The sequence below is a fragment of the Paenibacillus sp. Soil724D2 genome (genome assembly GCF_001427935.1).
In the GTDB taxonomy this organism is placed as follows: Bacteria; Bacillota; Bacilli; order Paenibacillales; family NBRC-103111; genus Paenibacillus_E.
In genome coordinates this window covers 571,012-595,883 of sequence record NZ_LMRY01000001.1, presented here as the reverse complement: position 1 = coordinate 595,883, position 24,872 = coordinate 571,012, and the positions used below count along the sequence as shown (strand labels likewise).

Below are 24,872 nucleotides of genomic sequence, written 5' to 3'. Positions count from 1 at the left end.
GCATTTTGTTGCGATTGGTGGGATGACAGTGAATCTATCAACTACAGTGTCCGTTAGAAAAGCTTCGATAAGTGATATCGAGAAGCTGCATGATATTATACAAGGCTATGCCAAGCAGGGGATTATGCTGCCGCGGAGCAAAGAGATGCTGCAGGAGCAGATCGACACTTTCGTTGTCGCCGAATCGGATGGTTTGCTGATTGGCTGCGGCTCCCTTACACGACTTGGGCCTGATCTTGTTGAGATTCGCTCACTTGGGATGACCCAAGGCTACAAAGGACAAGGAATCGGCGGAAAACTTGTGAACTTCTTAGTTGAAGAGGCAAGGAGCCAAGGCATTATTAAAGTGATGGCGCTCACGTATGAAGTTGCTTTTTTTCAAAAAAACGGCTTTACCCTCGTGCCAAAAGAGATTTTCCCGGAGAAGGTTTGGAAAGATTGTATGCATTGCAAAAAACAGTATTGCTGCGACGAAATCGCCGTACTTAAACGTTTGGATTGACTTGACAACAGACCTAAGGGTCTGTTATTTTTGTATTAGGATTTAGCACTCACTAAATACGAGTGCTAACGAAAGTGGCAAATAGTGATTTGTGAAGAGGAGGGGTACCTTATGTTGACGGAGCGTCAGCGCATGATTTTAAGTGCTATCATTGATGATTATGTTCGTTCAGCAGAGCCAATTGGTTCGCGAAGTATTTCGAAGCGGGGCAATGTCGGATTCAGTCCGGCGACGATCCGTAACGAGATGTCTGATCTCGAAGAAATGGGTTATTTGGAGCAGCCCCATACGTCCGCAGGTCGTATACCCTCGCACAAAGGTTATCGCTATTATGTCGATCATTTGCTTCAACATGGTACCTTGCATAATAACGATTTGGACTCCATGAAGGGTGCTTTTGCCGAACGTATTCAAGAGATGGAAGGTGTGATCCAGCACGTTGCGGGAATGCTCTCCAGTCTTACGAATTATACATCGATCGTGCTTGGCCCTGAGGTATTCAGTACAACGCTGAAACACCTACAGATTATCCCGCTTACAGAGACGACGGCCGTTGCCATTATTGTTATGAATACGGGTCATGTGGAGAATAAAACAGTTTCCATCCCTGAAGGCATACGGATGTCTGAGATCGAGAAAGTCGTTAATATTCTGAATGCAAAGCTTAAAAATGTACCGTTGATAGAGTTTAAATCCAGGCTTTACAATGAAATTTCGAGCGAGTTAAGCAAATATGTGAACGGGTATCAAGAGCTTCTTTCGGTTGTGGAAAGCGTGCTTCAAAGTAACGAGAAAGATCGCGTCTTCCTAAGCGGTATGACGAATATGCTGACCCAACCCGAGTTCAAGGATGTTGACAAGGTCAAGAGCATCTTTGATCTATTGGAAGAAGCACCCACCCTCATCAAATTGTTTACATCGTCAAATGAAGGCATTGAGATTAAAATTGGTGCTGAAAATAGTATTGAAGCTATCAATAATTGCAGCTTAATAACGGCCTCGTATTCGATCGGTGATAAACCTCTTGGAACAATAGGGATATTGGGTCCTACCCGAATGGAATATGGCAGGGTCATTAGCTTAATGGAACATTTGTCGAAGCATCTAGAAGTCGTTCTTGGGCGTTGGTACGGTAAATGAGCGGAATGAAAACAGTTCATAGCGAGGGTGAGGAACGTTACTCTACGCTGGTCAACAATGCTGCTGCCGTAAGAGCGATTTGTTCTGCGGTCGAGGGGACACTTGGACCCAAAGGTCTCGATACCATGCTAGTTGGCGGGCAGGGTGAAGTCATTATTACCAATGATGGTGTAACTATTTTGGAAAAAATGGACGTCACCCATCCCGCGGCTAGGTTAATGATTCAGGTCGCACGCAGCCAGCAGCGCCAAATCGGCGACGGTACAACGACGGCAACGGTTCTTGCTGGAGCGTTGGTACAGGAAGGTGTCGCTCAGGTAACACGTGGCGTACCGGTCGCTAAGGTCGTCAGCGGAATGCTGCAAGGCATCGAGCTTGCGGTAAAAAGCTTACAAAGCCGAAGCCGCGCAATTGTCGGTCTAGGTGATAGCGCGCTGAAACGCATTGCTATCACGGCCGGTAGGGAGCAGGCGGACATCGCAAAGCTCATCGTTCAAGCCGCCGAAGCGGTCGGTGAGGCGAAGCTTCGCGAAGACGGCTACCGCTTCGCAGACAGCGTGCTCGCCCATGAAGAGGCGAGCAGCGAGGTATGGACCGGCATTCTGCTGAACCAGAAGCCGATGAACCTGCATCTCGAGCATGAGCTGCGTGATGCTCGAATTCTCGTGCTGCATGATGCTCTGGAGCCTGAGGCGGTCAGCGAAGAAGCGCTGGTCACCGAGGCAGGCTTCCAGCGCTACATGCAGCTGCGGGAGCAGTTCCGCAGCAGCCTAGGCTCGCTGCTGGAGCTTGGCGTCGGTCTGATCGCATCAGACCGCGGGGTTGACCCCGAGGCGGAGCAGTTCTGCTCCGACCATGGCATTATCGTGCTGCAGCGACTGTCCCGCAGGGACATGCAGCTGCTGAGCGAGCACACCGGCGCTAGGCCGGTGCGGCGCACGGCGCTGCGCAAGAGCGCACCCGAGCTCGGCGCCGCCCTTGGGCACGCGGGCTATGCCGCGTACGACGAGCGGCTGGAGCGCGTGCGCGTAGCGCGCGGTCACGGCGAGCAGCACGTGACCGTGATCGTCGGCGCCGCGACACGCGAAGCGGCGCATGAGCGCTCGCGCATCGCGAAGGATGCTGCGTCAGCCGTTCAAGCCGCCGTGCGCGGCGGGTACTTGCCTGGAGGCGGCGCCGCGGAGATGGCGGTCGCCCATGATCTCGAGCGCGTTCGCGAGACGATGAAGGGCATGGAAGGCTTCGGAGTTGCCGCTGTCGCAGGGGCACTTCGTAAGCCGGTGGCCCAGATTGTTGTCAATGCGGGATATAATCCGCTCGAGAAGGTTGAAGAGCTGAAGGCCGCGCAGATAGCGCTTGAAACCGACAGTCTCGGTATCGATTGTGATACCGGACAAGTAACTGACTTCTTAGAAGCAGGCATTGTGGATCCAGCGGATGTGAAAATTCACGCTCTGCAAGCGGCTGGAGAAGTTGCTGCCGCTGTGCTGCGTATTCATACGGTTATTAAGATGAAGCAGCCTTTTGAAGAGGCCTAAAGATGGGCAAACTGATGTCAGAGAGATTATGATGTATTATGTTTAGGAGGTGAAGGACAATTGAGTACTGGAGATAACAAAACAGCCGAGCAAGACGTGAACACTACATACGCAGCCGAAGGCGAGCAAGCCGCTGAACAACAAGAAGCGGTAAGCCAAGATTCGCAAGCGGAGGTTTCTGAGGAAACCAAAGAAGTTAGCGAGTTGGAAACGGCGCGTATGCAAGCAGAAGAAAACTATCAGCGTTTATTACGCGTTCAAGCGGACTTCGACAACTTCCGCCGCCGCGCTAGAGCGGAGAAGGAAGACTTCGCGAAATACGCTTCGCTAAAATTGATTGAGCAGCTTTTACCGATTGTAGATAACTTCGATCGCGCGCTGTCTTCAAGCAAAGAGACGAAGGATTTCGACGCTTTGGTGAAAGGCTTGGATATGACGTACCGCGGCATCGATCAACTGCTAACAGCAGAAGGGCTTAAACCGATCGATTCCGTAGGTCAACCGTTCAATCCGGAATTCCACCAAGCGGTTATGCAGGTTGAATCCGAAGAACACGAAGAAGGTATCGTGGTAGAAGAACTGCAAAAAGGCTATATCCTAAAAGATAAAGTCATCCGACCTGCCATGGTCAAAGTTAGCGTGTAAGAGATCTTATTTTTCTCAACATTCAAATAAACGAAATGTTCCATAGGAGCAAAAGGAGGCAGCTTTACATGAGTAAAGTAATTGGTATTGACTTAGGTACAACAAATTCTTGCGTTGCCGTAATGGAAGGCGGCGAAGCCGTCGTAATCCCTAACCCGGAGGGTAACCGTACAACCCCTTCAGTAGTTGGTTTCAAGAAAGATGGCGAGCGCGTTGTTGGTGAAACAGCAAAACGTCAAGCAATCACAAACCCAGACAAAACAATTAGCTCTATCAAGCGTCACATTGGTACTAACCACAAAGAACACATCGATGGCAAAGATTACACGCCACAAGAAATCTCAGCAATCATTCTGCAAAAGCTAAAAGCTGATGCTGAAGCTTACCTTGGTCAAACAGTAACTCAAGCCGTAATTACGGTCCCTGCTTATTTCAATGACAGCCAACGTCAAGCAACTAAAGATGCTGGTAAAATTGCTGGTCTTGAAGTTCTTCGTATCGTCAATGAACCAACTGCAGCAGCACTTGCTTACGGTTTGGAAAAAACAGAAGATCAAACAATTCTCGTTTATGACCTTGGTGGCGGTACATTTGACGTATCCATCCTTGAATTAGGCGATGGTTTCTTTGAAGTTAAAGCAACAAGCGGAGACAACAAGCTTGGCGGCGACGACTTCGACCAAGTCATCATCGATTACCTCGTAGCTGAATTCAAAAAAGAGCAAGGCATCGACCTTTCTAAAGATAAAGCAGCGGTACAACGTTTGAAAGATGCAGCTGAAAAAGCGAAAAAAGAGCTTTCCGGCGTTCTGACAACGACTGTTTCCCTGCCGTTCATTACAGTAGCTGACGGCGTTCCTCAGCATTTGGAATTGAACCTAACTCGTGCGAAGTTCGAAGAACTTTCCGCTAGCCTTGTTGAAAGAACACTTGGACCAACTCGTCAAGCACTGCAGGATTCCGGTTTGTCCACAAGCCAAATCGATAAAGTTGTTCTTGTTGGTGGATCCACACGTATCCCAGCGGTTGTTGAAGCGATCAAAAAATTGACTGGTAAAGAGCCTCATAAAGGCGTTAACCCGGATGAAGTTGTTGCCCTTGGCGCAGCTGTTCAAGCGGGCGTATTGACTGGTGAAGTGAAAGACGTTGTTCTTCTTGACGTAACACCACTATCCCTTGGTATCGAAACAGCGGGCGGCGTGTTTACGAAAATGATTGACCGCAATACAACGATTCCTACAACAAAATCACAAGTGTACTCCACTTATGCAGATAACCAAACTAGCGTTGAGATTCACGTTCTTCAAGGTGAGCGTTCGATGGCTAGCGGGAACAAAACACTAGGCCGTTTCATGCTTGGTGATATTCCTCCAGCTCCGCGTGGCGTTCCACAAATCGAAGTAAGCTTCGATATCGATGCGAACGGTATCGTTAACGTGTCTGCACTTGACAAAGGAACTGGCAAAAGCCAAAAAATCACGATCACTTCTTCTAGCGGCCTAAGCGATGCAGAAGTTGAACAAATGGTGAAAGATGCGGAAGCTCATGCTGAGGAAGACCGTATCCGTAAAGAGCTTGTAGAAGCTCGCAACGAAGCGGATCAACTCGTATATTCCGTTGACAAAACGATCAAAGATCTTGGCGATAAAGTAGACCAAGGCGAGATCGACAAAGCGAACGCTGCTAAAGAGAAGGTGACAGCTGCTCTAGCTGGTAACGAACTCGAAGCGATCAAAAAAGCAACAGAAGAGTTGACAGAAGTTATTCAACAGCTTTCCGTCAAGCTGTATGAGCAAGCTGCTCAAGCACAAGGTACTGGAGACGGCGATGCTGGTGCTGGCGAAGCCCCTAAAGGCAGAGAAAATGTTGTCGACGCGGACTACGAGGTTGTTGACGAACCAAAAAAATAATCATATCCTAATTAAATATGAAGTTTAAAAAGTTGACTTTGATAACGATGTTTTTACATGAAGTATCACGGCATCGAATATTGAACGAAAATCGGGAAGTCCGGTACTCACGTAGGTTTGCCTACGCTCCGTTCCTCCTTCACCGATTTTCGTCCAATCTTCTCGGTTCTGAAAGCCAATTTTTAAACCTGTATTTTATTAATCAACGAATAGTCAAAGCCACCCGGAGGTACTCCGTGGCTTTGACTTTCCGTTTGTAGTCTTGAACATGGGAGTGGAACAATGAGTAAACGTGATTATTATGAGGTGCTAGGGCTAGGCAAAGATGCATCGCAAGATGATATTAAGAAGGCTTACCGTAAAATGGCACGTCAGTATCACCCTGACGTGAACAAAGCTGCAGATGCGGAAGATAAATTCAAAGAAGCGAAAGACGCTTATGATGTTTTGAGCGATGATCAGAAAAAAGCCCAATATGATCGCTTTGGTCATGTAGATCCTAACCAAGGTATGGGCGGCCAAGACTTCAGCGGCGGCTTTGGGGATATTTTTGATATGTTCTTTGGCGGTGGCGGCGGTGGAAATCGTCGTAACCCGAATGCTCCGCAGCGCGGGAACGATTTGCAATACACAATGACGATTGAGTTCAAAGAAGCGATTTTCGGGAAAGAAACCGATATCCATATTCCTCGAACTGAGAATTGTGATACGTGTAACGGATCCGGTGCAAAGCCAGGTACGAAGCCAGAAACTTGCGGCGGTTGTCAAGGCAGCGGGCAGCAGGAAGTGGTACAGAATACAGCGTTTGGCCGTATTGTTAACCGTCGCGTATGTACGGTTTGTAATGGCCAAGGGAAGATCATCAAAGAAAAATGCGGAACGTGTCATGGCGCTGGTAAAGTGAAAAAACAGCGTACCATCCACATCAAGATTCCTGCTGGTGTTGATGATGGCGCGCAATTGCGTGTCTCCGGCGAAGGTGAAGGCGGAACTCGCGGGGGCCCTGCGGGCGACCTTTATGTCGTTATTCGTGTGAAAACACATGAATTCTTCGAACGTGAAGGCAATGACGTCTATTGTGAAGTTCCATTAACGTTCATGCAGGCAGCATTAGGTGATGAGATCGAGATTCCAACGCTTACTGAGAAGGTTAAGCTCAAAATTCCTGCTGGTACCCAAACTGATACGTACTTCCGCTTAAAAGGTAAAGGGGTTCCTCACCTTCGCGGCTTCGGTCAAGGAGATCAGCACGTGAAAGTGATCGTGATGACGCCGACGAATCTGAGCGAAGAACAAAAGGATTTGCTCCGTCAATTCGGTAAACAAAGCGGCGAAAATACGTCTGAGCAGAATCAGTCCATTTTCGAGCGTATGAAAAGAGCCTTCTTAGGCGATTAAAGAGAGTCATAAATGGGATAAAAACACTTCGTTTTTAGATATAGACTAAAGTTGGTTTTAGTCTAGCTCTATGAAACGGAGTGTTTTTTTTGTTTTGTTAAATGGGGGCTTTACAAAAAAAACACATCAATTTTACACAAAACGCCAATTTATCCTATAGTCCCTTTACAAAAGACTTGTAAACTTTTAATGAATAGAATTATTTTAATAGGAAGAGGTAGATTACTTTGAAAAATCAATTTAAATCCCGCAAAATGTTAATGCCAGTTTTAGGACTTGCTCTTTTAGCTCCTAGTGTTCTTCCGAATATGGCTTACGCGGCTAACGAGGTCAAAGTGAAATCAGTTGAGTTCATTGGAATGGCTGCACCAACTACCCCGCAAGATATGGCGAAAATGTATTCTGGCTCTTCTGTTCAAGTTACATATACAGATGGTACGGTTAAATCGTTCCCTTTAACGTATAAAACACTGTTTAAAACGGATGAATCCATTAATGGCACCGTTGCTGGTGTATCTCAAGATAAGAATGGAAAGCCGATCATGGACACAAGTGTCCCTAACAGCCCAACTCCATTTGTCTCCGATGCACCGGATTCCAACTCCTTATTTAAAGTGGATGGCGCAAAGGCGACGGCAAAAGGCGGCAACCCACTCTCTTTGATTACTCACTATGAATATATAACTTTAAATAATGCTGGAAAGTCAGCTTATGGAATGGTTCCTGCGTCGATGTCACTAACTACGTTAGATCAAAATAAAACAACGGGTGAACTCGCGGCTATTGATTTGAAAAAAGTGGATTTTAGTGGGGTAGACGGTTTGTGGATTCCATGTAACGGTTCTTTAACACCTTGGAATACGCATTTAAGCAGTGAAGAGTATGAAGCCGATGCACGTGCTTTTGAAGCGGATCCTACACAAACATATGTAAATTCATTTGTTAGATCGTTCTATCAAGATGATAAAAAAGTAGGAAATCCTTATGCTAACGGTTATATTCCTGAAGTTACTGTCCTTGCAGATAACACATCTACTGTAGTAAAGCATTATAGTATGGGTCGTTTCTCACACGAACTTGGCCGTGTTGCACCTGACATGAAAACCGTCTTCTTCGGTGATGATGGTGGAAATACGATGTTGTTCCTCTATGTTGCGGACAAAGCGAAAGACCTGTCTGCTGGAACGCTGTATACTGCTAAATGGATCCAAACAAGTGACGAGAATGGTGGATCCGCAAATCTTCAATGGATTCCGCTTGGTCATGCGACGGATGCTGAAGTAAAAAGTTATGTAGACAAAGGTTTGAAATTTAGCGATATTTTCGAAACAGCAGACAAAGATACAGCAGGATTTACAAAAATCAAATCGTATCCAAGCGGTAAAGTGGAATGGCTGAAAGTGAAGCCGGGTATGGAGAAGGCAGCTGCTTTCCTTGAGTCTCGTCGATATGGAGCAGTTGTCGGAGCGACAGCTGAGTTCAACAAAATGGAAGGCGTTGCAGTTAACGCCAAGGATAATAAAGTTTATGTAGCGATGTCTTATGTTGAGAAATCCATGGAAAAAGATACGAAGGCTGCTGATCCTACAGACGATATCCAAGTCAAAAAAATCAGAGCTGGCGTAACTTATGAGCTTGATATGAAAGGGGGACAAATAGATCGCAGCAAGCAGCCAATCAACAGTGACTACGTTCCTTCTATGATGAAGGGGCTAATTGTTGGTCAAGACTTGGCAAAAGCTGATAACAAAGGCAATACGGCCGTTGAGGATCTAGTTGCGAACCCTGATAATCTGTCTTACTCAGATGAGCTAAGAACTTTGTTTATTGGCGAAGACAGCGGCATGCATGCGAATAACTTCACTTGGGCTTATAACGTAGATACGAAAAAGCTTTCTCGTATTCTTTCCATTCCAGCTGGTGGAGAAGCTACTGGGCTGCAAGTGGTAGATAACTTGAATGGCTTCAGCTATGTCATGAGCAATATGCAGCATCCCGGAGATGAAATGATTTTGCCGGAACCGTTGAAAGGCCAAGTTGATGCAGTTATTAATAAAACTTATGACAATAAGCGTGCTGGGGTAGTTGGCTATGTTAGTGGAATCCCGACTTCAGGTCAAATGCTGGAGTGGATGTCGACGGATAAATCGCTATCTGCTCTTCGTGATATGGCGGAGGCTAACGGCGCAACGGTAAAATGGAATGAAGCGGATCGTAGCGTTACAGTGATCAAAGGCAGTCATTCCCTGGTAGTGAAAATTAACGATACTTCGGCTATTGTTGATGGTCAATCGGTTCAATTGCCGTACGCAGCGCGCATTGAGAACGAAAAAACGATGATGTCTACTTCTGTTTTGAACAGTTTCTTGACTCATTAATTTTAACAAATCTTGGAGGAGATCATTGTGGTGTGCATTGCACCCATGGTCTCTTCATTTTATTAGGAGGTAAATTCTATCATGTCAATGAAAAAAATGGGTCTCTTAGCAGCATTATTTGCATTGATGGTGCAGGTCTCCCCTATACTTTCTTCTGCACATGGCGGTGAAATGCATGAGGAAGATGGAGAAGGTTCTGTAAAAGTAATGGTTGATGGCAGGATGGTGGAAGGAAGCGCGATGATCAGCAGTGATATGTCCGAACTGATGCTTCCGCTGCGCAGCATTGGAGAAATTCTGGGGTCAGAGGTTCGATGGGATGCCGAGCATCAAGCCGTACTAATCAATAGCGCATTTTATCCTGAAAATAATTCGAATTCCATGGACCACTCGGCCCATCAAGAACATCAATCTATGGGTGATATGGGTAATATGATGATGCATCCAACGCCAATCGTCCTGGATGGTGTACTGTATCAGGCAGATATGGATCCTATCCGAATGAATGGCTCTTTGCTCGTTTCGTCTGATACCATTGAGAAAGCCTTCCATGTTCAAGTCAAGTGGAATAAGGCGCTGAGTAAGGTACAGATCATTTCATCTGCGACGGCACAGTTTGAAAAAGAACAAGAGCAAGTTGATAACGCATTTCATGGGATTGGAATGGTGCCCGTGATTGCGGCAGACGGTGCGAAGGAATTTCATTTGACGGCTGAAATCGGCCCATGGTCGCCAGTCAAAGGGGTTGTCACAAACGCATGGATGTTTAATGGCCAAGCACCTGGTCCAGTCATACGAGTTACAGAAGGTGATCGTGTTCGGATTAAGCTGGACAACAAACTACCTGAGCCGACGGCTATACACTGGCATGGTCTGCATCTTCCAAATGGGATGGACGGTGTTCCAGGCTTAACACAGGAAACCGTACAAGTAGGAGATAACTATACATATGAATTTGTTGCAAGTCATCCAGGGACTTTCATGTACCATTCCCACTATGATGATATGAAGCAGATAGGTAACGGTCTTTATGGCGCATTTATTATTGACCCTAAGAGCAGCTCATCGGAAACCAAATACGACCATGATTATACGATGATGCTTAGCGGTTTCCACGTTAACACTTCGGATGAGGAAGATCAGGACTATTACACGATTAATGGTCGAAGCTATCCCGATACACCGTCAATTATAGTGAAAAAAGGAGAAACAGTCCGTATCCGTATGGCCAATATTGATACGATGGAGGTTCATACGATGCATCTTCACGGCATGGATTTTAAAGTGATTGCGAAGGATGGTCATCCTGTTAAGGAACCACAAACGATGAATACTGTGCTTATAGGCCCGGGTGAGACCTATGATATTGCATTGACCGCCGATACCATAGGTAGTTGGATGTTCCATTGTCATATTTTGGACCACACGATGAATGCCGGTGAAATGGCGAATGGCGAAATGGGTGGTTTAATTACAATTCTCAAAGTGACGGAATAATAGATAAGTCTTTCATTGCATAAAAATGAATCTCTTTGGGACAATAAAATTGGTTTACTTATACCGATTCAGGGAGGTTCAAACATGAGTGAGAACAAAAAGCAGAAGCAGCAAAGTGCCAACCAGCTTCCTATCGTCAAAAACGAGGATGTTGAGTTTGCGGCAGAAGTAGCTGATGCCGATGATTTCGAGGCGGCTGAGAGAGCGCAATCGGCGGATTACAGACAGGAAGAACAGTAATGGCTGAGAAAAATATTCTCGCCTATTTTCATTCACCGGAGCAAGCAGAGGGAGCAGCTTCCAAGCTGAAAGCACTGCGTGCGATTGACGTTCAGGTAGATCGATTTGGCAAATATGCAGGCAGCGGGTACCAATCCGTGATGAATCCTTATGCAGGCGATTTCGGCAGCTTGGGGAGGTTAACCCAGGCCGCGGATGTGTCTACGCCGGATGAAGGTATCTTGATTGCAGCCGACCCAGCGGCAAGCGGTTTGAGTGACGGCGGAGGCGGCGGTGTAACGGGAATTGACACTGTGTTAGCTGTCGTCATCGACGATTCTATCTATGAGCAGGCTGTACGTGTCATTCAAAGCGCTGGCGGAACTATGTAAGCATAAAAAGCATCTGATCAAAAGGCTAATGCCTTTATGAACAGATGCTTTTTTTATATAGGAAAGTGCTTATGGCCCACTCATGATTTCAACAAGTTGGTCTGGATGATCCGTTATAATGCTGGAGACACCGAGTGCAAGCATCTGCTTCATGATCGCCGGTTGATTGACCGTCCATACATAGACTTCCTTCTGATGTGTCACGGCAAGCTTCATGAATGATTCAGTTACGAGGGGATAGGCTGCAGAAATAACATCGAAATCAGAATTCTCCATGATGGTTTCAATGGTTTCCGTTTTTTGCCCCACGATAAGGCCAGTCTTGATCTGGGGATTAAGCTTTTTCACGGTATGAAGCAGCTTGTCATCAAATGAAGTCACCGTGCATTCCTTCTCGAAACCGTGTGATTGAATAAGATCGACTGTTTTTTCTGCGAGCAGCTTACCGTGGCCGTTATTTTTCATTTCTATATTTAGCTTTAAATGGCCTTTGGCTAATCCTATGACTTCATCCAGTGTTGGCACGCGCTCATTCTGGAATTCCGAGCTTAACCAACTTCCCGCGCTTGCCTCTATTAGCATCGACGAGGTGACTTCCCACATGTTTTTATTAATTCCGGTTGTACGGAGGGCATTGTCATCGTGCATAACCATGACGACTCCGTCGGAAGTTTCTTGGACGTCAAGTTCAGCATAACCCGCTTTGTCTGAGATCGCTTGGCGGAACGCACTTAGAGTATTCTCGGGCGCAGCAGCGGAACTGCCTCGGTGAGCGGTGATCTGGCTATAGTTGTCAGCAAGTAATGTAGTTGTAGTGAATGGAGCTGTCAGCGCAAGCGCGAGGATAACAATAAACAAAAAAAGTGTTTTGAGCATAGGAAAACTCCGTTCTACGTATGAATTATGGCTGACTTGATGCTGTCTACATTCTCAATTTATCATGAAGGTATTAGGAAGTTGTTAGGAAATAAAATATTTTAGAGCGCTTACATGTTGGGCGCCATTTTACCCAAGAAGCGAAGTGTAGTACAATAATCAATGTGAAAATAGCCCAAACAGCCGATTACGGCTTGGTTTATTTGTAAGTGATAACCGACAGGAGGAGCAATACCGATGCTTTGGCAGGAATTAACTGTACATACGACAGAAGAAGCAATAGAAATGATTACGAACTTTGTTCATGAACTGGGCGCCGGGGGCGTTTCCATTGAAGAATCAGGGACCTTAAACAAAGAGAGAGATACCTCGTTTGGTCAATTGTACGAAACACCTTTTAACGATATCCCAGAAGGAAGAGCCGTTATTAAAGGCTACTTCTATCATGGCACTGATATGGAGCCGATCATGGCTAACCTGAAGGAATCTGTCGAGCAGCTTAAAGAGTTCGATATTGACACTGGAAATCCAACATTTGAATTAGTAGAAGTAGACGATGAGGATTGGGCGCATGCTTGGAAGCAATATTTTAAACCTATTCGTGTGTCTGACCGTTTGACGATTAAACCAACATGGGAAGAGTATACGGCTTCGCCTGATGAATTGATCTTGGAGCTTGATCCGGGGATGGCTTTCGGTACAGGTACGCATGCGACAACGTCTCTTTGTTTGAAAACTCTGGAGAAGGTGCTCCAGCCTGGGGACGATGTCATTGATGTTGGAACGGGTTCCGGTATTCTATCCATCGCTGCTGCAAAGCTTGGCGCGAAACATGTGCTAGCAGTTGACTTGGATCCGGTAGCTGTGACGAGTGCGCTTGATAATACAAAACAGAATCAGCTCGAAGATAAGATTACTGTCAAACTTAGTGATTTACTTGGAGTACTGAAAGAAAGCGAGACCGAAGGCGCTGCGAATCTGGGTGTTTCGATTCCTGTACAGTTGGTTGTTGCAAATATTTTGGCTGAAGTCATTGTTCTTTTCGTAGATGATGTGTATGAAGTCTTGCAGCAGGGTGGTTACTATATCACCTCAGGGATTATTACAAACAAAGAAGCTGATGTCGAAAAAGCACTAATTGCAGCCAAATTTACGATCGTAGAGAAAAACTATGATTCGAATTGGGTTGTGATTGTAGCTAGAAAGCTGTAGGTGTCCATACATGGGAGGATTATTGTTTTATGACTGGAGTACATTGCCGTTTGTTATTCTAGTCCTCGTTCTTTCTTTTACCATTCATGAATTTGCTCATGCGTATAGCGCCTATAAATTAGGAGACTCTACGGCTTATCAATTCGGCAGAGTTTCTTTAAATCCAATGGTTCATCTTGATCTGTTCGGTACGATTATGCTGTTGATTGCTGGCTTTGGTTGGGCGAAGCCTGTTCCTGTGAACCGCGGGAATTTTAAAAGCCCACGCTTGATGGGGATCATTGTGACCGCAGCAGGGCCTCTAAGCAACTTGATTCTTGCCTTTATCAGTTTATTTGTATTTGCTTTATTCCAGAAATACGGTTGGTTAGAAGGTATGTCTAAGGGGAGCGCAAGCGCGATCCTTATCTTCTTGAAATTAATGATCAATACGAATCTAACCTTGTTCCTATTCAATTTAATACCAATTCCGCCATTAGATGGTTATCGAATTATTCAAGATTTAGTGGATCTGAGATACACGGAGTCGCTGCAGAAGTTTGAACAATGGGCATCGGTCATTTTCTTGCTAGTTGTATTTGTAAGACCTTTAAGACAAGTGACTTTAGATCCTTACTTAAGTTTGGGGAATGACATCATCCGTATTTTCTCAACGCCGATTGCTTGGATCTTGGGGATGTAAGCATTCCAAATTCAACCCATTGTAGATTTCCACGACCAAAAAAGGTATGATGGTGAGTGGAAGTTTCACTTCAATAACGAAATGAACGAAGATAGAGAGGCTTAGACTATGCAGCGTTATTTTCTCCCGCCTGGACAGTTTCACGAAGCTACACATACAGTCACCATTGAGGGAGACGACGCACATCATCTGATTCGAGTCATGCGAGCAGATATTGGAGATAAGATTATATGCAGTAATGGCGTAGACCGTGAAGTGCTCGCTCGCATTTCGGAGCTGGATAAAGGGCATGCGACCGCGGAAATCGTGGAAGAGCTGCCTATGGATGCTGAAGCGGCTGTTCGGGTGTGGATTGCACAGAGCTTGCCTAAAGGCGATAAGATGGAACTCATTATTCAAAAAGGGACCGAGATCGGGGCAGCCCGGTTTCTTCCTTTTTTATCAGAGCGCACGATTGTACAGTACGATGCAAAAAAAGAAGCAAAGCGCACCGAACGTTGGCAGAAGATCGCCAAAGAAGCGGCGGAGCAGGCTCATCGGAATCGTGTGCCGCAAGTAGAATCTGTTTATTCCTGGAAGCAGCTGCTGCAACGTGCGAAGGAAGCGGATGTCGCTTGGATTTGTTATGAGAAGGAAGATGGTCAGCAATTAAAGCCTGCTATTCAGGAAGCGCAAGCTGCCGGTAAATTGGGACCAGGGAAACAAGTGCTGATTGCGGTTGGCCCTGAAGGTGGTTTTACGGAACAGGAAATTAAGCAGGCCGAAGAGGCTGGTTTCGCTTCCGTATCACTGGGTGCGCGCATTTTACGCACGGAGACTGCCGCAATGGTAGGTCTTACGTGCCTTTTCTATGAAACCGGAGAGATGGGAGGATAAGCGTTATGGCAACGGTAGCGTTTCATACATTAGGTTGTAAAGTAAATTTCTATGATACAGAGGCCATTTGGCAGCTATTCAAAAATGAGGGTTACGAACAGGTTGATTTCGAGAATACGGCAGATGTGTATGTCATTAATACATGTACCGTTACGAATACAGGGGATAAGAAGAGCCGCCAAATGATTCGTCGTGCGATTCGTCGTAATCCCGAGGCGATTGTTGCCGTAACTGGTTGTTACGCGCAGACTTCACCCGCAGAAATTATGGCTATTCCAGGTGTGGATATGGTGATCGGAACACAGGATCGGGAGAAAATTATTCCGCTTGTGAAACAATTTGAGCAAGATCGTCAGCCGATCAATGCCGTGCGCAACATTATGAAAACACGTCAGTTCGAGGAACTTGATGTGCCTGATTTTGCCGATCGGACAAGAGCTTTTCTTAAAATCCAAGAAGGCTGCAATAACTTCTGCACCTTCTGCATTATTCCGTGGTCACGCGGTTTGATGCGCAGCCGTGAACCGCAAAGCGTTATTGCACAAGCTGAGCAGCTTGTGGCTGCAGGTTATCAAGAAATCGTATTGACGGGTATTCACACTGGTGGATATGGTGAAGATATTGAGGACTACAGCTTAGCGAAGCTGCTTTGGGATTTGGACAAGGTTGAAGGATTGAAACGAATTCGTATCTCCTCAATCGAAGCTAGCCAAATTACAGATGAAGTCATTGAAGTTCTGAAGTCTTCGGACAAAATGTGCCGTCATCTGCATATCCCGCTGCAAGCTGGCGATGATCAAGTTCTCGCACGGATGCGCAGAAAATATACAACAGCGGAATTCGCTCGTAAAATCGAACGTCTTCATGAAATCATGCCAGATGTCGCGATTACGACGGATGTCATTGTTGGTTTCCCAGGTGAAACCGAAGAAATGTTCCGTGACGGCTACAAATTTATGGAGCAAATGAAGTTCTCTGAGATGCACGTATTCCCTTACTCCAAACGGACAGGTACTCCTGCTGCGAGAATGGAAGATCAAGTGGATGAGGAAATCAAAAATGCCCGCGTACACGAGCTCATCGATCTTTCCGAGAAAATGCAGCTTGCTTATGCGCAGAAATTTGTTGGTGAAGTGCTTGAAGTCATTCCGGAACGTGCTTACAAAGGCGCTCCTGACAGCGGATTGTACATGGGTTATTCCGATAATTATGTGCAGCTTGTGTTCCAAGGCTCCGAAGACATGATTGGCCAAGTTTGCCGCGTTAAGGTAACGGAAGCCGGAGTTAATGAAAGTAAGGGACAGTTGGTTCGTGTTTTAGAAGCGGCTAATGTTGTGAATTTGTAATTCGTTTCTCTTAAGGCTATTAAAACCTACCTCTAAACGTAGTTGCTCATCTTGAATGACTACGCTAGAGGTTTTCTCATTAAAGGGTTTAAATAGGGAATGGTATCAAAAATAAAAACGATGAGGTGCATCAAATGAGTACTTTGAGCGCTAAGGAAATTGCAAAATACATTGACCATACGTTATTAAAGCAAGATGCGAGCACAGCCGCGATCCACAAATTGTGTGAGGAAGCTGCGAAGCATCAATTTTTTAGTGTTTGTGTAAACTCCCAGTTTGTTGGAACAGCAAGTAAAGCACTAGAAGGAACGGGTGTAAAGGTTGCTGCTGTTGTTGGCTTCCCGCTTGGCGCAAGCTTGAGTGAAGTGAAAGCATTTGAAGCGGCTAAGGCTGTAGAAAATGGGGCTGCTGAAATTGACACTGTATTGCCGATCGGTTTATTGCTTGAAGGGCAATATGACGCTGTTCGTTCGGACATTAAACAAGTTGTGGACGCTGTAAAAGGCAAAGCGATTGTTAAAGTAATTATGGAAACGGGTTTCCTAAATGATGAGCAAAAAGCAGCAGCTTGCCGACTTTCTGAAGAAGCTGGCGCTCATTTTGTTAAAACATCTACTGGCTTTGGTCCGGGCGGGGCTACGGTGGAAGACGTTCGTTTAATGCGCCAAAACGTATCCGACACGATTGGTGTGAAAGCATCAGGTGGCGTTAGAGACTTGCAAACTGCGATTGCTATGATTGAAGCAGGGGCTACAAGATTAGGGACAAGCTCAGGTGTTGCTATTGTGAGCGGAACTCAAGACGCTTCCACATATTAAGATAGCATAGCGGCAAGGCGAGCAAGGAACATACGATATTGAATATCGTTTGGGAACGGGCGATTTGCTCGGAAGCATCGTTCGCAAGAAGAGCTGAAAGGCTCACGAGCTGATGGATGAAGGGATAGAATAGGACTGCGCCTCCGACATTGAGGAGGATATGCGACCAGGCGACGTATCGCCCGGCGCGGGAACTGCTCATCCCGGCGATCAGTGCGGTCACACAGGTGCCGACATTGGCACCGATTGTAATCGCTACGCCAAGCTCGACGGGAATGCCTTGAACGGCTGCGAGGCCCATCGCCATCGCAATGACGGCTGCGCTGCTGTGGACAAGCGCGGTGACCGCGGCGCCGGCGATGACGCCCCACAGCAGACTATGCTGCGCCTGGAGCACGAACCAGGCGAACAGACCTCGGGACTGCAGGGCAGGCCCGATGGTTTGCATGATCTCGATGCCGAGCAGCACGAGAGAGAAGCCGCTGACCGCAAGCGAGCCGTAGCGGACGCTGCGCAGCCAGCTGCGTCCGCCGATGGTGGCGGGCGAGCCGGTTGTCGCCGCCTGCGAATGCGCGGCGGTAGCAGCAGGGGCCCTGCCCTGCGGCAGCGGCCCGGCGAACCAGCTCGCCAGCCAGACGGCGGCGCTCGCGAGCAGCATCGGCACGTCGATGCCTCCGAGGCTGAGCCCGATCAGCTCGGTGGTGAGGCACGTGCCGATGTTCGTCCCGAGAATGACGCCGAGCGTTCTCGGGAAGGTTAGTACGCCAGCGCCGACGAGGCCGATGGCGATTACGGTAATGGCGGTGCTGCTTTGGAGCGCCGCCGTGAGTACAGTGCCGGTGGCGAGGCCGCGTACCGGCGTGCGGGTAAACCGCTCCAGCCACAGCTGGAGGCGGGGGCCTGCCCACCGCTGAAGCGCGGTTTCCATCAGCTTCATACCGAACAGAAATAGAGCTAAGCCTGTTAATACAGGCAGTACGATGGTAGTAGTTATCATTGCAGCAGATCTCCTTCGCGAGCGTGCTAATCATTTTTCAACCAATATATGTGACCGTACAGACAAGCATGACAAGCAAGCTGATGAGAGTGAACGGTTTCACAAAAAAGGACGGCTAAAAGCATAATGGCAGCAGTATTTTTACATAAGAAACGCAAACCTCGTTTAGAGCAAGGACACCCATGGGTATACAAAAGTGAAATCGATCGTGTAGATGGTGAGATCGAACCAGGACAGCTAATTCCTGTTCAAACGCATCTCGGCCAATACCTAGCAACGGGTTATTATAACGAGGCTTCCCAAATTACGGTCCGGATCGTATCCTATAAACCGCTTGAAGCGATGACAACAGAATTTTTTGTTGAACGGTTTACGCGATGCTTGCAGCATCGCAAGCGCTTTGTGAAAGATGCGCAATCTTATCGCTTGGTTTATGGGGAAGCCGACTTTTTGCCGGGTCTCATTGTAGATAAATTTGAGGATACGCTGGTTGTTCAGATTCTCACCATGGGAATGGATCGCTGCAGAGAACAAATTGTTGCCGCATTAGTTCAGGTTGTGAAGCCCACAGGCATATTTGAACGCAGTGATGTTTCGATTCGTGAGCTGGAAGGGTTGAAACAGACCAAGGGCTTACGGTATGGCGAGTGTCCCAAGCATGTTGACATCTTAGAAAATGGCCTGCGCATTCGCGTTGACATTGAAGAAGGTCAGAAAACCGGTTATTTCTTTGACCAAAGAGAGAATCGCGCAGCCATCGCTCCCCTAATGACAGGATGGGGCCATCGCAGCGGAATTGAATTGAAAGAGGTTGAGGAGGATGGCGTGAGCCAGACACTCCCTGTGAATGCGAATGGCAAAATCGTTTCCTTTCCATATTGGGACGGCGCTTCGGTGCTGGAATGTTTCTCGCATACGGGGAGCTTCACGTTAAATGCCTGTAAATTTGGTGCGAAAAAAGTAACCTGCCTCGATATTTCGGAGCATGCGATTGAAAGTGCGCGGACGAACGTTGCGTTGAACGGTTTTGAAGAACGCGTAGAGTTTGTGGTCGCAGATGCTTTCGAATACTTGCGTACTCAAGTCAAGGGATTGGACGAGCGTAAAGTTCGTGCCAATGCGGGCAGCGGTAAAGCTAAAGTGGATACGTCGAAGCCGGTTGCAGAAGGTGGACGGACTTGGGATGTAGTCATTCTTGATCCTCCTGCTTTCGCAAAAACGAAGAGCGCCGTGGAAGGCGCCTGCCGCGGCTACAAAGATATTAACTTGCACGGTATGAAGCTAGTGAACGAAGGCGGATACTTGGTAACAGCGAGTTGTTCGTATCACATGCACCCTGAGTTATTCCTAGAGACTATTCACGCGGCGGCGACTGACGCAGGTAAAATTCTACGTTTAATCGAGTTCCGTGAGGCGGGCATGGACCATCCTCGCATCCTCGGTGTAGACGAGGGACATTACTTGAAGTTTGCCATCTTTGAGGTACGGAGTAAGTAGGAATAACGAATAGATTGGACTTTGTAAGGGGCTGTCCCAAAAGTAGAAATCTACTTGGGGACAGCCCCTTAAGCCGTATTACCTTCTGGGACATTCCAATCGGTATGCAGAACGAAATTCATTCTTCCATTGGATTTTTCCAATGAATCTACTCTCAGGCTATGAAATTCATGATTCTATTGGAATAATCCAATGGAATTGACTTTTAGGTCGCCAAATCTCTACTACCACTGGATTAATCCAATGGTAGTAGTAGGCAAAATGCGTAATTCACAAAGTGAGAGCTGATTTTCCCGAATATGACTTTTTGGACAGCCCCTTTATTAAGTGGTGGTTGTCCAAAAAGTAGTCGAAGATGTCTGTGAGTTAGGCTGAACACGATAAACAGTGCACGCCGTGTTTACCGACCTGTAACACAACGATGAAAAGTATCGTTGCAGCGTTGGAACGAAGATTGAGCTCCCTTGCAACAATGAAAAACATCGTTCCATCAACCTTTTATGAGCCGTTATACTCCCAATCCCCCTCCTAACGATGAAAAACATCGTTGCAGCAATCACAATGTTGCCTGAACTTGAATCTAACGATGTAAAACATCGTTGCAGCAATCACAATGCTACCTGAACTTGAATCTAACGATGTAAAACATCGTTGCAGCAATCATAATGCTACCTGAACTTGAATCTAACGATGAAAAACATCGTTGCAGCAAAAGTGCCTAACCTTTTCAGGTTAAGGCCTTTTTGTCTATAACCAAATTTGTAAAGGATGGAAAGAAGGTAATAGAGAAGAAACACTTGAATACATACATACCTATTGTAATTTTTCTTAAAGTTGCGATCCCACTTCAAACAATGAAATGGCAAAGGAGCAAACAACAAATGAATACTTTAAAGCAACCTAACAAAATCTTAGGTCGAAATGTGATTAGTACCCTCGAAACTGTGGATATTCAGACTGGCGAACGAAAGGTATTGGCCCAATTCAACGGGCTAATCGAAGCGCCTAACTGGACGGCTGATGGTAAGCGGCTCATTTATAATAGCCTAGGTCACCTCTATTCCTTCGACTTTGCCACACTAGAAAGTACGATTATTGATACGGGATATGCCACGCAATGTAACAACGACCATGTGCTGTCACCTGACAATACTCACATTGCGGTAAGTCACCATACTCAGGAGGACGGTCATTCGCGCATTTATGTTTTGCCTTTAAATGGCGGTAGTCCGGTCCTCATCACACCAATGGCACCCAGCTATTTGCATGGCTGGTCGCCAGACGGCAGCACATTAGCTTATTGCGCCGAACGGAACGGGCAGTATGATATTTATACCATTCCTGTAACCGGCGGTGTTGAAACGCAACTGACTGATTCTCCCGGTCTTGACGACGGCCCCGAATACTCGCCGGATGGCATGCACATTTGGTTCAACTCAGTCCGTACTGGCCTTATGCAGGTATGGCGAATGAATGCTGACGGCAGTGAACAGACACAAATAACATTTGATGAAAGCAACAGCTGGTTCCCGCATATCTCTCCCAATGGAGAATCCGTAGCCTATATTTCCTACTACAAGGATGATGTCGCCCCTGGAGACCATCCAGCGAATAAGCATGTAGAACTTCGACTGATGTCTAGTGCTGGTGGAGAATTTCGTACGCTGGTTAAGCTGTTTGGGGGGCAGGGTACAATCAACGTCAATTCTTGGTCGCCCGACAGCAGGCATCTGGCTTTTGTTAGCTATCAGCCAAAGGAAACAGATTAGATATGTTGAATAATCTTCACACAAATTGTGAGCAATAACACGAAGGAGGAGAGGCGTATGAGATATCGTCAACTGGGAGACACAGAGCTTCAAGTTAGTGAAGTTAGCTTCGGTACATGGGGAATTGGGGGCGGATGGGGATATTCAAATGATGATGAGGCGCTAAAAGGTCTACATCACGCAATGGATGCGGGGGTAAACTTTTTTGATACGGCCGATGTTTATGGCTCTGGCCATGCAGAAGAGCTTTTAGCTAAAGCCACCAAAGGAAAAGAAGATGACATTTATGTTGCTACGAAGTTTTGCCGCGCCGGCGATATTCACGATCTTAGTACGTATTCCGAGGAATCGGTGCGTCACTATTGTGAGAGCAGCTTGAAAAGATTGAAACGTGAAAGAATCGATCTGTATCAAATTCACTGTCCGCCACTTTCTATTTTGAAGGATGGACATGTGTTCGAAGTACTCGACAAGCTAAAAACAGAAGGCAAAATCCGCCATTACGGGGTGAGTGTAGAGACGGTTGAGGAAGGCTTATTCTCTATCGGGATTCCTGGCGTTAAGGCGCTTCAAGTCATTTACAACTTGTTCCGCCAAAAACCTGCCGAAGAGTTATTTCCAAAGGCGAAAACAGCGGGCGTAGGAATTCTTGTAAGATTACCCTTGGCAAGCGGGCTACTGACCGGGAAATTTACAGAAACGAGCACATTTGCTGCGGATGACCATCGGAGTTTCAATGCAGACGGTGCCCAGTTCAACGTGGGTGAAACGTTCGCAGGACTGCCCTTCAATAAAGGTGTTGAGCTGGCTAGGGAGCTGGCTTGGATTGCGGAAGGCCGTGGAAATATGGCCCGAGCTTCAATGCGCTGGATTCTGGACAATCCGGACATTACTTGCGTAATTCCAGGGTTTAAAAACGAACGTCAGGTAGAGGATAACCTCGGTACAGTACATGTTCCTTCGTTCACACCAGAGGAGCTGGTACGTATTCAAAACTTTTATCAGGATAAGGTGAATGATCATATTCGGGGGCCCTATTAATTTCCTCAAAAGTTAAATGCTATCCGATTTTTTGGGCATGGTAAAGTCATGGAAAAAGGCTTAATAACCTACTAGGGAGGAGGTACTCTATGAGGAAAATTGCAGCAATTACTGGAGGAGGTCAAGGTATAGGACGCGCCATTGCCATGGCTTTTGCTCAGGAAGGATATGGTATCTCAATTGCGGATGTCGATAAAGATGCTGGCTTGGAAACGATTGAGCTTCTGCGTCCATACACGGATGATGCGATGTTCATGAAATTGGACGTATCGAAGGAAGAAGAAGTACAGCACTGGATTGAACTTACGGCTATTGATTTGGGTGGTCTCGATGTTCTAGTTAATAATGCAGCGATTATGCACAATGCTGATGTCTTAGAGCTCACGATACAGCAGTTTCAACGAGTGATTTCCGTTAATTTGGGAGGGGCATTTCTCTGTTCGCAAGCCGCCGCCAGAATCATGAAGCAGAACGGTAAGGGTGGTTCAATCATTAACATAGCATCCACGAGGGCGTTCATGTCAGAACCGAATACGGAGGCATATTCCGCTTCCAAAGGTGGAATTGCTGCATTAACGCACGCTATGGCCGTTAGTTTAGGCGGCTATGGAATACGTGTGAATTCGATATCTCCAGGCTGGATCGAAGTAAGAGAATGGCAGCTCTCTTCTCGGAAGGAAATCGTTGTCCATTCAGAAACAGATCGAAATCAGCACCCAGTAGGCCGGGTGGGGAAACCGGAGGATATCGCGGCTGCTTGTCTGTATTTATCCAATGAAAAGGCTGGATTCATCACCGGCCAGAATCTAACTATTGACGGTGGGATGACCGTTAAAATGATTTACGAAGAAGAATAGCGGTATCATAAATGAAGTCATATCGATAAATTTATATGATCGATACATTTATTTTATTGAATTTTATTTATCGAGATGAAAGGAAAATCCGATTGGATGAAATTGTCATTACCGACTAAGATGAGAGAAGAACAATTTCACTTCTCATCGAAAGGAAGATGACAGTATGGTATCCGTAACTGGTTTAGAAGGCATTATTGCAGCAGAAACAGAATTGTCCTTGGTGGATGGGGAGAAAGGATATCTTGTATATCGCGGCTATGAGGCTAAGAAGTTAGCCTTGGATAAGAGCTTCGAAGAAGTGGCTTATTTACTCTGGCATGGTGAGCTGCCAACAGAGGAGATACTTGTCCATTTCAGAGCCCAATGGTCGGCGCATCGGCGTTTGCCCGAAACATTGAAAGCGGCTTTAAACTTACTGTCACTGGAAAGTGATATGATGAGTGTGCTTCGTACAGCGATCTCGTTTCTAGGAACAGAGTCCGTGAAGGAAGCTGCTTGGCCTCCCCAATATGAATCAGTCTTGGCTTACACAGCTTTGCTGCCAACCATTATTGCTTATAAGTATCGACAGTCATTGGGACTTCAGCCCATTGAACCTAATCCAGAGCTGGATCATGTAGCCAATTATTTGTACATGCTAACTGGCACAGAACCGCAGCCTGTACATGTGAAAGTGTTAACGGCTTATTTCATATTAGCTATGGAACATGGAATGAATGCTTCTACGTTTGCAGGACGTGTAGTGCTGTCTACACAATCTGATATTGCTTCAGCTCTCTGCGCATCGATTGGCGCGATGAAAGGGCCGCTTCATGGCGGAGCGCCATCTGAAGTCCTTCATATGTTGGATGAAATAGGAGCCAAAGATCGTGCGGAATCATGGTTGACTGAACAGCTGGAAACAGGTAATCGACTGATGGGTTTTGGACATCGCATTTATAAAACGAGCGATCCTCGAGCGGAAGCGTTAAGGCAAATCATGACGGAATTAGCTTCAAAGGATCCATGGTTCGAACTTGCAATTCACGTTGAAAAGTTGGCCGTCGATTTGTTGGCTGTCTATAAGCCTGGACGGAAATTGTATGTGAATGTAGAGTTTTATGCAGCGGCTGTTATGCGGGCCATCGCTTTGCCGAAATCTTTATTTACTCCTAGCTTTACAGCTAGCCGTGTGGTCGGATGGACGGCTCATTTATTAGAACAGGCAAGCTGTAATCGCATTTTTCGTCCGCAATCGGTTTATATCGGCGAGATGCCTGCTGCTTTGCAACAGCCATAA

General features: G+C 46.5%; 22 protein-coding genes. 20 read left to right on the top strand and 2 right to left on the bottom strand.

Annotated elements, in window-relative coordinates; translation table 11 throughout:
• Window positions 1-28 precede the first annotated feature (28 nt).
• From ASG85_RS02795 to ASG85_RS02755, 10 genes are all read left to right on the top strand, one after another.
• Entirely contained in the window at window positions 29-502 is a 474-nt protein-coding gene (locus ASG85_RS02795; RefSeq protein WP_235550058.1) for an N-acetyltransferase, read from the top strand.
• Between the two features lie 111 nt (window positions 503-613).
• Window positions 614-1,642 (top strand): heat-inducible transcriptional repressor HrcA, encoded by a 1,029-nt coding sequence (gene hrcA, locus ASG85_RS02790; RefSeq protein WP_057303135.1) that lies wholly within the window; start codon window positions 614-616, stop codon window positions 1,640-1,642.
• Entirely contained in the window at window positions 1,639-3,180 is a 1,542-nt protein-coding gene (locus ASG85_RS02785) for a TCP-1/cpn60 chaperonin family protein (protein WP_057303134.1), read from the top strand. The genes hrcA and ASG85_RS02785 overlap by 4 nt, the downstream gene beginning before the upstream one ends.
• A gap of 60 nt (window positions 3,181-3,240) precedes the next feature.
• Window positions 3,241-3,825: a nucleotide exchange factor GrpE gene (grpE, locus tag ASG85_RS02780; protein ID WP_029193540.1), complete on the top strand. Its 585-nt coding sequence runs from the start codon at window positions 3,241-3,243 to the stop codon at window positions 3,823-3,825.
• Window positions 3,826-3,893: 68 nt separating this feature from the next.
• On the top strand, window positions 3,894-5,735 hold the full coding sequence (dnaK, locus tag ASG85_RS02775; protein WP_060645301.1) for a molecular chaperone DnaK: 1,842 nt from the start codon (window positions 3,894-3,896) through the stop codon (window positions 5,733-5,735).
• Between the two features lie 282 nt (window positions 5,736-6,017).
• Window positions 6,018-7,133 (top strand): molecular chaperone DnaJ, encoded by a 1,116-nt coding sequence (gene dnaJ / locus ASG85_RS02770; RefSeq protein ID WP_060645300.1) that lies wholly within the window; start codon window positions 6,018-6,020, stop codon window positions 7,131-7,133.
• A 227-nt stretch (window positions 7,134-7,360) separates the two neighbouring features.
• The gene (locus ASG85_RS02765; RefSeq protein ID WP_235550057.1) at window positions 7,361-9,511 is read left to right on the top strand and encodes an alkaline phosphatase PhoX; all 2,151 of its coding nucleotides are present in this window, start codon (window positions 7,361-7,363) and stop codon (window positions 9,509-9,511) included.
• 81 nt (window positions 9,512-9,592) lie between these two features.
• On the top strand, window positions 9,593-11,008 hold the full coding sequence (locus ASG85_RS02760) for a multicopper oxidase domain-containing protein (protein ID WP_060645299.1): 1,416 nt from the start codon (window positions 9,593-9,595) through the stop codon (window positions 11,006-11,008).
• Window positions 11,009-11,092: 84 nt separating this feature from the next.
• Window positions 11,093-11,248 carry a YfhD family protein gene (locus ASG85_RS36755; RefSeq protein WP_082562148.1) on the top strand — a complete coding sequence of 52 codons (156 nt, stop codon included), beginning with the start codon at window positions 11,093-11,095 and terminating at the stop codon, window positions 11,246-11,248.
• Entirely contained in the window at window positions 11,248-11,619 is a 372-nt protein-coding gene (locus tag ASG85_RS02755; protein ID WP_057303130.1) for a hypothetical protein, read from the top strand. The genes ASG85_RS36755 and ASG85_RS02755 overlap by 1 nt, the downstream gene beginning before the upstream one ends.
• A gap of 69 nt (window positions 11,620-11,688) precedes the next feature.
• Here ASG85_RS02755 and ASG85_RS02750 read toward each other — a convergent pair whose 3' ends face one another.
• Window positions 11,689-12,495 (bottom strand): glycerophosphodiester phosphodiesterase, encoded by an 807-nt coding sequence (locus ASG85_RS02750; protein ID WP_060645298.1) that lies wholly within the window; start codon window positions 12,493-12,495, stop codon window positions 11,689-11,691.
• 237 nt (window positions 12,496-12,732) lie between these two features.
• Between ASG85_RS02750 and prmA the strand changes: the two genes are divergently transcribed.
• The 5 genes from prmA to deoC all read left to right on the top strand — a co-directional run bounded on the left by prmA (window position 12,733) and on the right by deoC (window position 17,429).
• On the top strand, window positions 12,733-13,707 hold the full coding sequence (gene prmA, locus ASG85_RS02745) for a 50S ribosomal protein L11 methyltransferase (RefSeq protein WP_060645297.1): 975 nt from the start codon (window positions 12,733-12,735) through the stop codon (window positions 13,705-13,707).
• Window positions 13,708-13,717: 10 nt separating this feature from the next.
• Entirely contained in the window at window positions 13,718-14,389 is a 672-nt protein-coding gene (locus ASG85_RS02740) for a site-2 protease family protein (protein WP_057303127.1), read from the top strand.
• A gap of 108 nt (window positions 14,390-14,497) precedes the next feature.
• Window positions 14,498-15,265 carry a 16S rRNA (uracil(1498)-N(3))-methyltransferase gene (locus tag ASG85_RS02735; RefSeq protein WP_060645296.1) on the top strand — a complete coding sequence of 256 codons (768 nt, stop codon included), beginning with the start codon at window positions 14,498-14,500 and terminating at the stop codon, window positions 15,263-15,265.
• A gap of 5 nt (window positions 15,266-15,270) precedes the next feature.
• Window positions 15,271-16,611 carry a tRNA (N(6)-L-threonylcarbamoyladenosine(37)-C(2))-methylthiotransferase MtaB gene (mtaB, locus tag ASG85_RS02730; RefSeq protein ID WP_057303125.1) on the top strand — a complete coding sequence of 447 codons (1,341 nt, stop codon included), beginning with the start codon at window positions 15,271-15,273 and terminating at the stop codon, window positions 16,609-16,611.
• Between the two features lie 134 nt (window positions 16,612-16,745).
• Window positions 16,746-17,429, top strand: a complete 684-nt coding sequence (gene deoC / locus ASG85_RS02725) for a deoxyribose-phosphate aldolase (RefSeq protein WP_057303124.1) — start codon at window positions 16,746-16,748, stop codon at window positions 17,427-17,429.
• Here deoC and ASG85_RS02720 read toward each other — a convergent pair.
• The gene (locus ASG85_RS02720; protein ID WP_060645295.1) at window positions 17,392-18,426 is read right to left on the bottom strand and encodes a Na/Pi cotransporter family protein; all 1,035 of its coding nucleotides are present in this window, start codon (window positions 18,424-18,426) and stop codon (window positions 17,392-17,394) included. The two genes, deoC and ASG85_RS02720, sit on opposite strands and share 38 nt — an antisense overlap.
• 126 nt (window positions 18,427-18,552) lie before the next feature.
• Here ASG85_RS02720 and ASG85_RS02715 point away from each other — a divergent pair, with 126 nt between their 5' ends.
• The 5 genes from ASG85_RS02715 (at window position 18,553) to ASG85_RS02695 (ending at window position 24,872) form a co-directional block, all read left to right on the top strand.
• Window positions 18,553-19,923, top strand: a complete 1,371-nt coding sequence (locus ASG85_RS02715; protein ID WP_057303122.1) for a class I SAM-dependent rRNA methyltransferase — start codon at window positions 18,553-18,555, stop codon at window positions 19,921-19,923.
• A gap of 881 nt (window positions 19,924-20,804) precedes the next feature.
• The gene (locus ASG85_RS02710; RefSeq protein WP_060645294.1) at window positions 20,805-21,692 is read left to right on the top strand and encodes a TolB family protein; all 888 of its coding nucleotides are present in this window, start codon (window positions 20,805-20,807) and stop codon (window positions 21,690-21,692) included.
• Window positions 21,693-21,749: 57 nt separating this feature from the next.
• Window positions 21,750-22,733, top strand: a complete 984-nt coding sequence (locus tag ASG85_RS02705; RefSeq protein ID WP_060645293.1) for an aldo/keto reductase — start codon at window positions 21,750-21,752, stop codon at window positions 22,731-22,733.
• Window positions 22,734-22,822: 89 nt separating this feature from the next.
• Window positions 22,823-23,590, top strand: a complete 768-nt coding sequence (locus ASG85_RS02700) for a glucose 1-dehydrogenase (RefSeq protein WP_060645292.1) — start codon at window positions 22,823-22,825, stop codon at window positions 23,588-23,590.
• Between the two features lie 166 nt (window positions 23,591-23,756).
• Window positions 23,757-24,872 carry a citrate synthase/methylcitrate synthase gene (locus tag ASG85_RS02695; protein WP_060645291.1) on the top strand — a complete coding sequence of 372 codons (1,116 nt, stop codon included), beginning with the start codon at window positions 23,757-23,759 and terminating at the stop codon, window positions 24,870-24,872.